This is a genomic window from Serratia sp. CY40230 (genome assembly GCF_052168835.1).
Lineage (GTDB): Bacteria > Pseudomonadota > Gammaproteobacteria > Enterobacterales > Enterobacteriaceae > Serratia > Serratia nematodiphila.
In genome coordinates this window covers 544,070-558,280 of the sequence record NZ_JBJNLX010000004.1, presented here as the reverse complement: position 1 = coordinate 558,280, position 14,211 = coordinate 544,070, and the positions used below count along the sequence as shown (strand labels likewise).

At 59.2% G+C, this 14,211-nt stretch carries 13 protein-coding genes; 2 read left to right on the top strand and 11 right to left on the bottom strand.

Features of this window, described 5'->3' with window-relative positions:
• Window positions 1-23: 23 nt before the first annotated feature.
• From csrA to pncC, 5 genes are all read right to left on the bottom strand, one after another.
• A complete protein-coding gene (csrA, locus tag ACJ8IJ_RS17195; protein WP_004091602.1) occupies window positions 24-209 on the bottom strand; it encodes a carbon storage regulator CsrA in 186 nt (61 codons plus the stop codon).
• A 252-nt stretch (window positions 210-461) separates the two neighbouring features.
• The gene (gene alaS / locus ACJ8IJ_RS17190; protein WP_004932534.1) at window positions 462-3,089 is read right to left on the bottom strand and encodes an alanine--tRNA ligase; all 2,628 of its coding nucleotides are present in this window, start codon (window positions 3,087-3,089) and stop codon (window positions 462-464) included.
• A 133-nt stretch (window positions 3,090-3,222) separates the two neighbouring features.
• Window positions 3,223-3,738 (bottom strand): recombination regulator RecX, encoded by a 516-nt coding sequence (gene recX / locus ACJ8IJ_RS17185; RefSeq protein ID WP_004932538.1) that lies wholly within the window; start codon window positions 3,736-3,738, stop codon window positions 3,223-3,225.
• Between the two features lie 60 nt (window positions 3,739-3,798).
• Window positions 3,799-4,863: a recombinase RecA gene (gene recA / locus ACJ8IJ_RS17180; RefSeq protein WP_004932541.1), complete on the bottom strand. Its 1,065-nt coding sequence runs from the start codon at window positions 4,861-4,863 to the stop codon at window positions 3,799-3,801.
• A 111-nt stretch (window positions 4,864-4,974) separates the two neighbouring features.
• A complete protein-coding gene (pncC, locus tag ACJ8IJ_RS17175; protein ID WP_004932543.1) occupies window positions 4,975-5,463 on the bottom strand; it encodes a nicotinamide-nucleotide amidase in 489 nt (162 codons plus the stop codon).
• A 240-nt stretch (window positions 5,464-5,703) separates the two neighbouring features.
• On the opposite strand from pncC, the gene ACJ8IJ_RS17170 reads away from it, so the two are divergent.
• Window positions 5,704-7,083 carry an MFS transporter gene (locus ACJ8IJ_RS17170; RefSeq protein ID WP_442518851.1) on the top strand — a complete coding sequence of 460 codons (1,380 nt, stop codon included), beginning with the start codon at window positions 5,704-5,706 and terminating at the stop codon, window positions 7,081-7,083.
• A gap of 9 nt (window positions 7,084-7,092) precedes the next feature.
• Here the strand turns inward: ACJ8IJ_RS17170 and chbG are convergent, their stop codons facing one another.
• From chbG to ACJ8IJ_RS17140, 6 genes are all read right to left on the bottom strand, one after another.
• Entirely contained in the window at window positions 7,093-7,854 is a 762-nt protein-coding gene (gene chbG / locus ACJ8IJ_RS17165; RefSeq protein ID WP_004932547.1) for a chitin disaccharide deacetylase, read from the bottom strand.
• A gap of 148 nt (window positions 7,855-8,002) precedes the next feature.
• Window positions 8,003-8,851 (bottom strand): transcriptional regulator ChbR, encoded by an 849-nt coding sequence (gene chbR / locus ACJ8IJ_RS17160; RefSeq protein WP_004932550.1) that lies wholly within the window; start codon window positions 8,849-8,851, stop codon window positions 8,003-8,005.
• Between the two features lie 15 nt (window positions 8,852-8,866).
• Window positions 8,867-10,252, bottom strand: coding sequence for a glycoside hydrolase family 1 protein (locus ACJ8IJ_RS17155; protein WP_442518850.1), 1,386 nt, complete (start codon window positions 10,250-10,252; stop codon window positions 8,867-8,869).
• A gap of 43 nt (window positions 10,253-10,295) precedes the next feature.
• A complete protein-coding gene (gene chbC / locus ACJ8IJ_RS17150) occupies window positions 10,296-11,657 on the bottom strand; it encodes a PTS N,N'-diacetylchitobiose transporter subunit IIC (RefSeq protein WP_004932557.1) in 1,362 nt (453 codons plus the stop codon).
• 12 nt (window positions 11,658-11,669) lie between these two features.
• Window positions 11,670-11,987, bottom strand: coding sequence for a PTS sugar transporter subunit IIB (locus tag ACJ8IJ_RS17145; RefSeq protein WP_442518849.1), 318 nt, complete (start codon window positions 11,985-11,987; stop codon window positions 11,670-11,672).
• 417 nt (window positions 11,988-12,404) lie between these two features.
• On the bottom strand, window positions 12,405-13,298 hold the full coding sequence (locus ACJ8IJ_RS17140) for a LysR family transcriptional regulator (RefSeq protein ID WP_440484622.1): 894 nt from the start codon (window positions 13,296-13,298) through the stop codon (window positions 12,405-12,407).
• A gap of 106 nt (window positions 13,299-13,404) precedes the next feature.
• Between ACJ8IJ_RS17140 and ACJ8IJ_RS17135 the strand changes: the two genes are divergently transcribed.
• Complete coding sequence (locus tag ACJ8IJ_RS17135; RefSeq protein ID WP_442518848.1) at window positions 13,405-14,205, top strand: SDR family NAD(P)-dependent oxidoreductase; 801 nt, start codon at window positions 13,405-13,407, stop codon at window positions 14,203-14,205.
• Window positions 14,206-14,211 lie beyond the last annotated feature (6 nt).

Below are 14,211 nucleotides of genomic sequence, written 5' to 3'. Positions count from 1 at the left end.
GGCAACGAGACGCTGCTTCGGAATCAGTAAGTCGTCTGCTGAGACTTCTCTGCCTGAATGCGCTGATAGATTTCTTCACGGTGAACTGAAACCTCTTTGGGGGCGTTCACACCAATACGCACCTGGTTGCCTTTTACCCCTAGCACAGTGACCGTAACCTCATCGCCAATCATGAGGGTTTCACCAACTCGACGAGTCAGAATTAACATTCTTTGCTCCTTGAAAGATTAAAAGAGTCGGGTCTCTCAGTTTCCCCGTCATTATCCATCATATGTGGTGAAAACGTAAGCCGCGCAATCCACAATAAGTGTAAGCAGACTTGGTCCCACCTCAGATAATGGTAAGTTTAGCCGACCAGAAAAACTTTGTTCCCGCAATTGTAACTAAATTGTGTTAGCACAGTATGAAAACGCCATAATCAACAAAGTATTATGGCGTTTGTCCGTGCTATTTATTTATGTTCACAGCTTTGAGGCCACCCAGGCTTCTACGCTGTTTAACGCCGCTGGCAGAGCGTTGATATCCGTCCCCCCCGCCATCGCCATATCCGGGCGACCACCGCCCTTGCCGCCGACCTGCTGCGCCACGTTGCCGATCAACTCGCCGGCTTTCACGCGGTCAGTCAGATCCTTGGTCACGCCCGCGACCAGGCTGACTTTGTCATCAGCCGTCGTCGCCAACACGATAATGGCCGAACCCAATTGATTTTTCAGGTCATCCACCATGGTGCGCAGCATTTTGGCTTCGACATTGTCCAACTGGCTGACCAACAGCTTCACGCCGTTAACCAGTTTCGCCTGGCTGGACAGCGACGCGCTTTCCTGCGCCGCCTGCTGATCTTTCAGTTGCTGCAGTTCTTTTTCCAGCGCGCGCGTGCGATCGAGCACCGAGCGCACTTTATCGGTCAGGTTGTTGCTGTCGCCCTTCACCAACTGAGCAACGTCTTGCAACAAATCGCTTTGCTGATGCAGCGTAGCGATAGCGCCTGCGCCGGTCACCGCTTCAATACGGCGGATGCCCGCCGCGGTGCCCGACTCACTCAGAATACGGAACAGGCCGATATCGCCGGTGCGGCTGGCGTGGGTGCCGCCGCACAGCTCGGTGGAGAAGTCGCCCATGGTCAGCACGCGCACGTTGTCGTCGTACTTCTCACCGAACAGCGCCATTGCGCCCTTCTCTTTGGCGTCTTCCAACGCCATCAGCTCGGTCTGCACCGGCAGGTTACGACGCACCTGCTGGTTCACCAGATCTTCCACCGCGCGGATTTGTTCCGGCTTCATCGCTTCGAAGTGCGAGAAGTCGAAACGTAGGTATTTGTCGTTAACCAGCGAGCCTTTCTGCGCAACGTGATCGCCCAGCGTTTGGCGCAGCGCGGCGTGCAGCAGGTGAGTCGCGGAGTGGTTCAGGCGGATGCTGTTGCGGCGCTCGGCGTCGATCTGCGCATCCACGCGATCGTTCAGTTTCAGCGAGCCCTGCGCCAGTTTGCCTTGGTGGCCGATAGCCTGACCGTATTTCTGGGTGTCATTGACCACAAACTCGGCGCCGGCGGCTTTCAGCACGCCTTTATCGCCGACCTGGCCGCCGGATTCACCGTAGAACGGCGTCTCGTCCAGCACCACCACCGCCTCTTCGCCGGCGTTGATCTGCTCGACCGGCTGGCCGTCACGGAACAGCGCGATCACCGTCGCCTGCTGCTCGTCGTGATCGTAGCCGCTGAACTGGCTGCTGCCATCCACGCGGATCAGGCTGTTGTAGTCGGCGCCGAAGCCGCTGGATTCGCGCGCGCGGCGGCGCTGCGCTTCCATCGCTTCTTCAAAGCCCGCTTCGTCGACTTTCAGACCGCGCTCGCGGCAAACGTCAGCGGTCAGATCGACCGGGAAACCGTAGGTATCGTACAGACGGAAAGCGGTTTCGCCGTCCAGAGTATCGCCCTGCAGCTTGGCCAGCTCTTCGTCCAGCAACGCCAGACCACGCTCCAGCGTGCGGGCAAACTGCTCTTCTTCGGTTTTCAGCACCTGCTCCACCAGCGATTGCTGGCGTTTCAGCTCGTCGGCCGCCGGGCCCATCACTTCGATCAGTGGCGCTACCAGCTTGTAGAAGAAGGTATCTTTCGCGCCCAGCATGTTGCCATGACGGATCGCGCGGCGAATGATACGGCGCAGCACGTAGCCGCGGTTTTCGTTAGACGGGATCACGCCGTCCGACACCAGGAAGGCGCAGGAACGAATGTGGTCGGCGATAACGCGCAGGGATTTGTTATCCAGATCGGTCGCGCCGGTCACTTTCGCTACGGCGGCGATCAGGGTGCGGAACAGGTCGATCTCATAGTTGGAGTTCACATGCTGCAACACCGCCGCGATGCGCTCCAGACCCATACCGGTATCCACCGAAGGTTTCGGCAGCGGCAGCATGGTGCCGTCGGACTGACGGTTGAACTGCATGAAAACGATGTTCCAGATCTCGATGTAGCGGTCGCCGTCTTCTTCCGGGCTGCCCGGAGGGCCGCCCCAGATGTGATCGCCGTGATCGTAGAAAATCTCGGTGCACGGGCCGCATGGGCCGGTATCGCCCATCTGCCAGAAGTTATCTGAAGCGAAAGGCGCGCCCTTGTTATCGCCGATGCGGATAATGCGCTCGGCCGGTACTCCGATTTGCTTCTGCCAGATGTCAAAGGCTTCGTCATCGGTTTCATACACGGTGACCCACAGTCTCTCTTTCGGCAGGTTGAACCAGTTTTCACCGGTCAGCAGTTCCCACGCGTAGCTGATCGCGTCGTGCTTGAAGTAATCGCCGAAGCTGAAGTTGCCCAGCATTTCAAAGAAGGTGTGGTGACGAGCGGTATAACCGACGTTTTCCAGGTCGTTATGCTTGCCGCCTGCGCGCACGCAGCGCTGCGAGGTGGTGGCGCGGGAATAGGCGCGTTTGTCGAGCCCCAGGAAAACATCCTTAAATTGGTTCATGCCGGCATTGGTAAACAGCAATGTCGGATCATTGTTAGGCACCAGGGAGCTGCTTGCTACAACCTGATGGCCCTTACTATGAAAGAAATCGAGAAACGCTTGACGGATCTCAGCGGTGCTCTTGCTCATAATTTTCCTGGAAAGGCTAGAATAACGACACGTGAGCCGGTGGCGCGTCATCCCGACGATGACAACCAGCTCACGAACAAAAAGTGGGGATAAGATAAATTTTCTTCAGAGGGAAGTAAAACCCCGTGTGCGCTCATTGCGCAAAATCACGGTAAATTGACTGAATTTCTTCCTGGAAGAAGCCGCGATAGAGCAGATAACGCTGCACTTTGGCTTTCTCTTTCCAGTCGGTTGGCAACGCATCGCCAAATTTTCGCTGCGCCACCTGCTTCGCCTGTTCGCACCAGTCGATATCGCATTCCGCCAACGCGTCCTGCACCAGCGCTTTATCCACGCCCTTTTGCATCAGTTCGCTGCGGATGCGCTGCGCGCCATAACCTTTGCGGCTGCGGCTGCCGATGTAGCTGTGGGCGAAACGCTGATCGTCCAGCCAGTTGTGCTGGTAACAGTAGGCGATAACCTGATCGATCAGCGCGGGATCCACCGGCTCTTCAGCTACCGGCGGCGGCGATGTCGGCGCATGCGGCCCCTTACCGCCAAACCGGGCTTTCGCCACAAACGGCTGCGCCGCAAGTTTGCGGCGCAGTTCAGCTTCACTATGATCGCGTTGCGACAGCAGGCGCATGGCGCGGCTTAGCAAGTCATTCATCATTCAAGCCTGAATTCAGAGGATATGCGCCACATAAACGGCGGCGCACATCTTCAGCGATTAGAACTGCTCGCTGGTTTCCGCTTCGTCGTCTTCGAAATCGTCACCGGAGGCAGCCACCAGCTCACCGCCGCTGTGCAGCAGCAGGTCACGCAGCTTCTTGTCCAGTTCGGCGGCGATAGCCGGGTTTTCTTTCAGGAAGTTACAGGCGTTCGCCTTGCCCTGACCAATCTTCTCGCCGTTATAGCTGTACCAGGCGCCGGCTTTTTCGATCATCTTGTGCTTCACGCCCAGATCGACCAGTTCGCCACGGCTGTTGATGCCTTCGCCGTACATGATTTGGAACTCAGCCTGTTTGAACGGCGCAGCGATTTTGTTCTTCACCACTTTCACGCGGGTTTCGCTGCCCACCACTTCGTCGCCCTCTTTGATGGCGCCGATGCGGCGGATATCCAGACGCACCGAAGCATAGAACTTCAGGGCGTTACCGCCGGTTGTGGTTTCCGGGTTGCCGAACATCACACCAATTTTCATACGGATCTGGTTGATGAAGATCAGCAGGGTATTGGCGTTTTTCAGGTTGCCGGCCAGCTTACGCATCGCCTGGCTCATCATGCGCGCCGCCAGGCCCATGTGCGAATCGCCGATTTCACCTTCGATTTCCGCCTTCGGCGTCAGCGCCGCCACGGAGTCGACGATGATGACATCAACCGCGCCGGAGCGGGTCAGCGCATCACAGATTTCCAGCGCCTGCTCGCCGGTATCCGGCTGGGAGCACAGCAGGTTGTCGATATCGACGCCCAGCTTTTTCGCATAGATAGGATCCAGCGCGTGTTCGGCGTCGATGAACGCACAGGTTTTGCCTTCGCGCTGCGCGGCGGCGATCACCTGCAGCGTCAAAGTGGTTTTACCGGACGATTCCGGGCCGTAGATTTCTACGATGCGGCCCATCGGCAGGCCGCCGGCGCCCAGGGCGATATCGAGTGACAGTGAGCCGGTGGAGATCGTTTCCACGTCCATGGAGCGGTCTTCACCCAGGCGCATGATGGAGCCTTTGCCGAACTGTTTCTCAATCTGGCCCAGTGCCGCAGCTAACGCCTTTTGCTTGTTCTCATCAATAGCCATTTTTGCTCCTTCGTTTCGCAATGCCGGTGTTACCCCACACTGCCACTGAATGTATGTTGTGCAGGAAATGTCACTAATTATACTGTATGGTCATACAGTATCAAGCCTAATTTACAAAAATTCGTCGATGGCGGTTTGCAGCGCGAAAATCGTCGCCTGCAGCCGCACCGCATCGCGGTCGCCCTCGAACTGCATCTTGCGCGAAAGCCCCCGGCCATCGCTGCTGGCAAAGCCGAACCACACGGTGCCGACCGGCTTTTCCACGCTGCCGCCGTCCGGGCCGGCGATGCCGCTCACCGACAGCGCCAGATCGGCCTGCGCCGCCCGCAGCGCCCCTATCGCCATCTCGCGCACCACCTCTTCGCTGACCGCGCCGTGCGCCGCCAACGTCGCTTCGCTCACCCCCAGCAGATCATGTTTCGCCGCATTGCTGTAGGTGACGAAACCGCGATCGAAATAGGCGGAGCTGCCGGCGATATCGGTAATGGCCTTGGCGATGCCGCCGCCGGTGCAGGATTCCGCGCAGGTGATCCAGCGGCCCTGAGCCTTCAGTTTTTCCCCCGCCAGCACGCTGAGCCGGCGCAGTTGGTTTTCACTCATAACCCCTCCCTCGCAAATTCAGGTATATGCGCCCGATAGTAGCATTTATCAAGGCGACACGGCGGCCGGCGCGCAGAAATGCGCAGCGCCTCGCAGGAGGTGCGGTTTTAAGCGCCCGGCCAAGCTGCTAGTATCAAAAGAAGCGCCCCATTGAGCGGCGGCGCACCAGCACAAGGAACATCACGGAGGCGGCACGCTGCGGCGGCCTCAGGGCGCACCAGAAGAGATTAGGATGATAGCGTGAAAAAAACGTTGGGCGTATTCTTGCCGTTGTACACCACCACCCTGTTGCTGCTGTTGGGCTCAGGCCTGCTCACCACCTATGTCTCGCTGCGGCTGGCCTCCATCCACGTCAGCAGCGCGCTGATCGGCGCCATCATCGCCGCCAACTACATCGGGTTGGTGATCGGCGGCAAGGTCGGCCACTTTCTCATCGCCCGCGTCGGGCATATCCGCGCCTACGTGGCCTGCGCCGGCATCATCACCGCTGCGGTACTGGGGCACGGTCTGACGGCGTTCATTCCCGCCTGGGTCGCGCTGCGTCTGGTGATCGGGCTGTGCATGATGTGCCAGTATATGGTGCTGGAAAGCTGGCTGAACGACCAGGCGGAATCCAACCAGCGCGGCATGGTGTTCGGCTTCTATATGGCGGCGACCTATCTCGGCATGTCGCTGGGCCAGATAGTGCTGATGCTGCAAAGCAACCTGGGCATCACCACGCTGCTGGTGATCGCGCTGTGCTTCGCGCTTTGTCTGGTGCCCATCGCTCTCACCACCCGCACCAATGCGCGCCACATGTCGCCGGCCCCGATGGAGCTGCGTTACTTTATCGGCGCCATTCCCAAGGTGCTGGCTACCACGCTGGTGATCGGCATGGTGGTGGGCTCGTTTTACGGCCTGGCGCCGGTCTACGCCAGCCTGCAATCCTTAACCACTCAGCAAACCGGCCTGTTCATGGCGCTGGCCATCTTCGCCGGGCTGGTGGCGCAGTTCCCGCTCAGTTGGCTGTCGGATCGCTATAATCGCCCGTTGCTGATGCGCCTCAACGCCATTTTTCTGATCGTGGCGGCGCTGCCGCTGGCGCTGCTGCCGCACATCGATTTCCCGCTGCTGCTGGCGGTCGGGTTCGTCGTCAGCATGTTGCAATTTACGCTCTACCCGTTGGTGGTGGCGCTGGCCAACGATCTGATCGAGCCGGAACGCCGCGTCTCGCTGGCCGCCTGTCTGCTGATGGCGTTCGGCGTCGGCGCCAGCATCGGGCCATTGGCGGTCGGCGCGCTGATCGAGCCGCTGGGCGGCAATATCCTGTACGCCTTTTTCGCCCTGTGCGGCGTGCTGCTGGCGGCCCTCAGCCGCACGGCGAAAGCGGAGGAACCGCAGTTGGCGCAGGACGCGCCGGTGCCGCACATTCCGCTGCCGGACAGCCTCGCCAGCTCGCCGCTGTCGCCGGCGCTCAATCCGACCTTCGATGAACAGATCATTCACGACACCATGCCGCCGCCGGAAGCGGCGCCCGAGGTCGACGAGCCGCAGCCCGAAGCACAAGAGGCGGAGCCCTTGCCTCAGGGCGCCGATCCGGAAGAAGACACCGGCCTGAAAAAGGCGCACGCCATGCTGTAAACGGCGGCGTTACAGATCCTGGAAGGAGCCCAACAGAAAACCGCGTTCGGCGATCGCCGCTTTCAGCGTCGGCGCGGTCAACACATCCAGCTCGACGAGGCGCGGATGGCAGTATTGGCTCTGCAGGATCGTCGCGTCGAGGAACGCCGGGTGGCACATCATTTCCAATGATTCTGCGCCCTGCTCGTCGGCGCGCGCCAACCTTTGCAGGAACAACGTTTCGGAAATCGTCTCACCGTAGAATCCCGCGTCAAAAGCGTCAGTGCTATAGGGGGCATGCAGCGTGATGCCACGCCGTTTCGCCTCTTCGCGATCGAGACGCAGCGGCAGACCCTGCGCTTGCGCGAACGCCTCCACCAGCGGATAAATTTGCGGCTGCATATGCACATGGTGGTGGCTGTCGATATGCGTCGGCGGCCGGCCGAACAGCGTCACGAAGCGCGCGAACTGGCGCTGCAGCTCCTCGTGAATTTCGTCCAGCTGCAGCTCGCCGGCCTCGGCGCGGCGCCACAGCCATTTGCCCAGTTCGCCATGTTCGTTGACCAGCGAAGGCATGGCGCCCAGCGGCTTGCCATGGGTCAAAACGAAATGCAGCCCAATCGGCAACCCCGGATATTGCCGGCTGAGCGCCGCCGCGTGCTGCGCGCCGCCGCCGTTCACCATCGCCGTGGTGGAGGAAACGACGCCATGCTGATACGCCTCGATGACGCCATAGTTCTGCCCTTTGCTCAGGCCGAAATCATCGGCATTCACGATCAGTAGTTTTTCCATAGAGGCTCCCGCGGGATGGATTTTTGGCAAGGGAAGGCCGACCGCTCGGCGCGGCATTCCCCCTCGTTAAGGTAAAAATCAAATGATTAACCGACCGGCGCCCTGAAGCTCATCGGCATATCGGCGTTGATACTGATCGGGAGCGGCCCTAAAGAGGGCCGTAACACTTTTTTCGGTAGTTGCCTGGGGTCACGTCGGTGAGCCGCTTGAAGTTTTTAATGAACAAGCTGACGTCGCCATAGCCGGAATCGAAGGCGATGTCAGAGACCGAATAGTTGGTGACCTCCAGCTGCGTCTTGGCGAAGTTGATGCGGATCTCATTGATCACCTGCATCGGCGTCTTCTGGTAGTAGCGCCGCATCGCCCGGGTCAGGTACTCCTGGGTTTTCCCCGACAGCGCCACCATGTTCGCCAACGCCCTTTCGCCGAACATCGCCTTGTCATGCATGCCGGCCAGGGTGTTCTTCAGCCACTGCGGGATATCATCACCGCCGTCGGTGTCTTCTTTATAGTGACGGATGCGGCTGATCACGTAGAAGGTCAATGTTTCGAGAAATTCGGCGAAGTCATCCTCGCGAAACTGCGGCGAACTCACCACCGATTCGATATAAGCCAAAAACTCGCTTCTCAGGCTGTAGGCCTGCGAGGCGACAAAGCAACGCGGCAGCTGTTGCAAGTAATGTTCTTCAAAGAACGCTTTGCTGACCGCCACGTTGAAGATTTTCGTCGCACCGAACTCGTAAAAGCTCTGGTGGTAGGAACCGATAGGGATAAAGACGAAATCCCCGCGTTCCAGCAGCACCCGCTTGCCGTTGATCTCCTGATAGCATTTGCCGCTCAGCACGATGGTGAACTCGTAATAGTCGTGCTGATGCAGCCCGGTGGCGCTTTCCACCTTGTTGTAGATGAACAGGTGAAAGTCTTTGCAGTTAAAGAAATCCTGCTCGCGAATCAGCTTCACGTCGTTGGCACTCAGCGAAATTCGGTTATCGGACACAGCGCCGGCCTCCCGTTAGTCAAATCCGTTGCGTCTGGCCGCCTCGGCAAACCAGTAACCGCTTTTTTTGATGGTGCGCCGCTGATCCGCCCGATCCAGCCGCACCAGCCCATAACGATTCTTGTAGGCATTCAGCCAGGACCAGCAATCGATAAAGGTCCACAGATGATAGCCCTTGCACTGCGAGCCTTCCGCCAGCGCGCGGTGCAGCCACTTCAGGTGCTCGCGAATAAAGTCGATGCGGTAATCGTCCTCCACCCGCCCATCGGCGCCGATAAACGCTTCTTCGCCCTCGACGCCCATGCCGTTTTCCGAAATATAACAGGGCAGATTGCCGTAGTTCTCTTTCAGATCCATCAGGATGTCGTACAGCCCCTTCTCATAGATCTCCCAGCCGCGGTGCGGATTGATTTTGCGGCCCGGCATTGCATAGTAACTGAACAAATCCTCCGGCGATGCGATCGGCCCCTCGGTGCGCCGTCCCTCTTTCGCCTGCACCCTGCGCGGCTGGTAATAGTTGACGCCAAGGATATCCACCACGCCGCCTTCGATCAGCTGCGCGTCCTGCGGTTCGCAGTAGGGCATCAGCCCATGCCGCTCCAGCAGGTGCAACAATGCGGCCGGGTAACGCCCTTTGGCGACCGGATCGAGGAAACTGCGATTGAGCAGCAGATCGGCGTCGTGTGCCGCCTGCCGATCCTCCGGCGCGTCGGAGCGCGGATAGGTCGGGCTCAGATTTAGAATGATGCCGATGCTCCCCGGCAGCCCCCGCGCTCTGAAACGCTGCACCGCCATGGCGTGCGCCAGTACGCTGTGATACGCCACGGTGACCGCCCGTTTGAAGTCCACCACGCAAGGGTAGTGCAGGTCATTCAGGTAACCGGCTTCCACCGGCACGATCGGCTCGTTGAAGGTGAACCAGTGGGTGACCCGATCGCCAAATAAGCCGAAACAGGTATCGGCGTAACGCGCATAGGCTTCGACCACTGCCCGGCTTTCCCAACCGCCGCGCTGTTGCATGCACAGCGGCATATCGAAGTGATAGAGATTGATAAACGGGGTGATGCCCTGCGCCAGCAGCTCGTCGAACATCGCGTTATAGAACGCCACCGCCTGCGGGTTCACTTCACCGTCGCCGTCCGGGATCAGCCGCGACCACGAGATCGACGTTCTAAAGGTATTGTGGCCCAGCGTTTTGAGCAGCCCGATATCGGTGCGGAAATGGTCGTAAAAGGTCGAGGCTTCGGTCGGACCCACCCGCTCGTGAAAGCGCTCGGGCGCGATCTCGTACCAATAGTCGAAGATGTTGCGGCTCTTGCCGTCCCGCGCGGCCGCCCCTTCAGACTGTGGCGCGGAGGTGGCGCTGCCCCACCAGAACCCGTCGGCAAATTGATATTCCATACTCGCGTCCCTCGCGGGGCGGCCACGCCGCCCCGTTCCACAGTTAGAATTTCAGCGCCTTGGCGATGTCTTCTTCGCTTTCCGTCGCCGCGTCGATCTGGCTCTGCGCCTTGTTGGAGATCGCCACGAACGGCAGATAGATCACGGTGGCGACCGCCAGGTTGAACAGGCTCAGCAACATGGCCATGATGCTGCCGTTGGTGTTGAAGAACGCCCCCAGGCCGACCGGCATGGTCCAGGGCGCGATGTTGGTGATCGGCGGGATCAGCCCGGAGTAGTAGGCCAGGGAGGTGATAATGGTCAGCACCGGCTGCACCAGGATGAACGGAATGAACATCACCGGGTTCATGATCACCGGCAGGCCGAACAGTATCGGTTCGTTGATCTGGAAGATGCCGGATGGCGTCGCCAGTTTGGCGACCTGCCGGTAATCTTCGCGGCGCGAGGCGATGAAGATGGCGATGATCAAGCCCAGCGTCGAGCCGGTGCCGCCGAGGTAGATATAGGAGTCGACGAACGGTTTCGCCCACATGTGGAACTCTTTTCCGGCGGCCACCGCCGCTTCAACCGAACCGTATTTGTTGTACAGCTCCACGTTTTCCAGCGCGAACGGCGTCATGATACCGCTGTCCAGGGCCGCCAGCGCCATGGAGCCGTGCACCCCAAAGAACCACAGCAGCGAGGAGAACAGCACGTACACCCAGCCCACCACGCTGCCCATCTTGGCCAGCGGCGCCGAAATGCCGTCCATGATGATCTGGTGGAAGTTGGTGCCCCAGTGCGCCAGCGCGAACGCCACCAGCCCCATGATGGAAAGGATGATGAAACCGGGGATCAGCGCCGAGAAGGAGCGCGACACCGAAGCCGGCACGCTGTCCGGCAGGCTAATCACCCAGTTGCGCCGCACGATGAAGGCAAACATCTCGGCCACCACCAGCCCAATCACCATACCGGAAATGATGTTGGCGCCGCCCAACCAGTTGGCTCCCACCGCATAGGCCTCGCCGACATTGAACGGTGTGACGGTCATAAAGGCCGCCACCGCCAGCAGCGCCGAAGCGAGCGGATCGACCTTTCGCTCTTCCGCCAACGCCATGCTGATAAAGAACGGCGTCATCAGGGACATGATCCCCAGCGTGCCGTTGTAAACGCTGCCGCCGATGCTCTTCAGACTATTCAGCGTCTCGATGGTAGAGGCATCCAACCTTACGCCCAGCGAATAGAAGAACGATCCTTCGCCGAAGCTCAGGAACACGTTGTTGATCAACACGAACATCGCCCCGGTCAAGGTCAGCGGCATCAGGCGGATAAAGCCATTCTTGATGGCGTTGACGTGGGGCTGCTTACCGATTTTTACGGCGAAAGGCAGGATAACCTTCTCGAGCGAGGCAATGAGGGTATTCACGGCGGCCTCCTGTTATTGATTGGCTTTCTTGATAGCGGCCACCGCGGCCTTCAGTACGCCCAGCCCATCGACCTTGCCGTACAGCAGCGGATCGATGACTTCCACAGGTTTGTTGGGCAGCTGTTTTTGCACTTCCGACAAGGTGTAGGCGATCTGCGGCCCCAGCAGGATCAGATCCGCCTCAACGCCTTTCTCCGCAGCCAGCGCTTCCGGATAGGCGGCGATGATCACCGGCACTTCATATTTCTCGGCCTGCGCCTTCATTTTTGATACCAACAGGGAAGTGGACATACCGGCAGAACAAAACAGATAGATTTTTTTCTTTTCCATACCAAGCACCTCAGATAATCAAAAAAACCCCGTGTTATTTGTATGCCAGATGCAATCACGATTGCTTCACGCACATTCCTTATGAAAATTTCCGTCACGTTGCCCTGGTTACGGACAGTATACGGAGCATGAAAAACGGATCGGTAAGCCAGGAGGAGACATAACCGTCTCTCATTGACCTGGCGGATTGACCCCCTTCACATTTCGCACAAAAAAATAGTGTGACCGGGCTCTCAAATAACCGATAAAAACTCGGAATATTCGCAATAAATATTCAAATAACAATTATAAACAGTAAGTTACAAACTCACCGAGAATTTAAGGGTTTATTTGCGCCTGAACAAACGAAAAGGGAATAAAAATAGTTCAAGCTTGATTCACCTACGGCCATCCGAACGCGATAGCCGGTGAAGAGGATTAGGTGGGCAGACGCAGCAACTCGATCACCGTGCTCAGCGCCACGGAATGATTCCTGCGGTTGGGGTAATAGAGGTAAAAACCGGTAAACGGCGCGCACCAGTCGTTCAACACCCGCCGCAGCCGCCCGCTCGCCAGGTGTTCTTCTACCTCTTGTTCGATGGCGAAAGCGATGCCGACGTGCGCCAGCGCCGCCTGCACCATCATCCTGCCGTCATCGAGTATCAACGGGCTGTTAACCGCCACGGAAAACCGCTGCTCACCCTGCTGAAATGCCCATTTGTAGCGCTCGCCCGAAGAGGCCTTGCGCCAACCGATGCAGCGGTGCTGCAACAAATCCTGCGGATGCGTCGGTTCGCCGTACCGTTGAAAATAGTCCGGCGTGGCGACGATGGCGAAACGCAGATCCGGCGTCAGACGCACCGCGCGCATATCGTTGTGCAGATCCTCGCCGAGCCTAATACCGGCGTCAAAGCCCTGTTCGACAATGTTGGCAAACCCCTCGTCCGCCACCACTTCCAGCGTAATGCCGGGGTACTCGCAGGCCAACCGCTCCAGATGCGGCACGATGGCAAGATCGATGGCCGAACGCGGCGCGTTGATGCGCACCAGGCCGCGCGGCCCTTCGCGAAACACATTCAGGCTCTCCAGCGCGGCGTCGATGTCGGTAAAAGCGGGCACCAGCTGTGCCAACAGATGCTCACCGGCCTCCGTCGGCGAGACGTTGCGGGTGGTGCGGTTTAGCAGGCGAATGCCCACCTGCGCTTCCAATTCGCGCAGGGTGTGGGTCAGCGTCGGCGGCGTCACGCCCAATCGGGCGGCGGCGCGGCGGAAGCTGCGTTCACTGGCGATAGCCACGAAGGCCGCCAGGCCGGACAGTTCAGGTTTTTTCATGCTATTGATATAAATTATCTAATAGTGAGATGAATTTTTAGCGGATAGTTATCCGTCACCTAACAACATAGCATTGCGATCGACCCCATTACCAGGTATCGATACGATGATTAATGCTACAGCTCCAACTCATGAAACGCCGCGCCGTCTGGCGGGCAAAGTCGTACTGGTGAGCGGCGGCGGCACCGGCATCGGCCGCGCCGCCGCGCTGGCCTATGCCCGCGAAGGCGCCAAAGTCGCGCTGGCCGGCCGACGCGCGGCCGAAATCGAAGCCACGGCGCGCGACATCGCGCTGGCCGGCGGCGACGCCCTGCCCATCGTGGCCGACGTCTCCCAGGAAGACGATATCCGCCAACTGATCGCCACGGTGACCGCCCATTACGGCCGGCTCGACGTCGCCTTCAACAACGCCGGCATCATCGGCAACTTCGCCCCCATCACCGAGCAGACCAGCGAGGATTTTGACCAGGTGATCGCCATTAACCTCAGGGGCGTCTGGCTGGCGATGAAATATGAGATTGAAACCTTCCTGGCTCAGCGCTCGGGCGGCGTGATCATCAACACCTCCTCCTGGCTGACCCACGGCGCGCTGGCCGGCTCATCCAGCTACTCCGCCAGCAAGGGCGCGCTCGATGCGATGATCCGCGCGGTGGCGCTCGAGTACAGCGGCCAGGGCATCCGCGTCAACAACATCAACCCCGGCATCATCGACACGCCGATGGCACGCGGCAGCGTGGCTGACAGCGCGGCCTTCGCGCCCTTTATCGCCCACACGCCCGCCGGCCGCCTGGGTGAATCGGAAGACATCGGCGATGTGGCGCTGTGGCTGGCGACGGACGAAGCTCGCTTCATCACCGGCCAAAGCCTGCTGGTGGACGGCGGTTACACCATCGCCGGCATGCGTTGAGGAGAC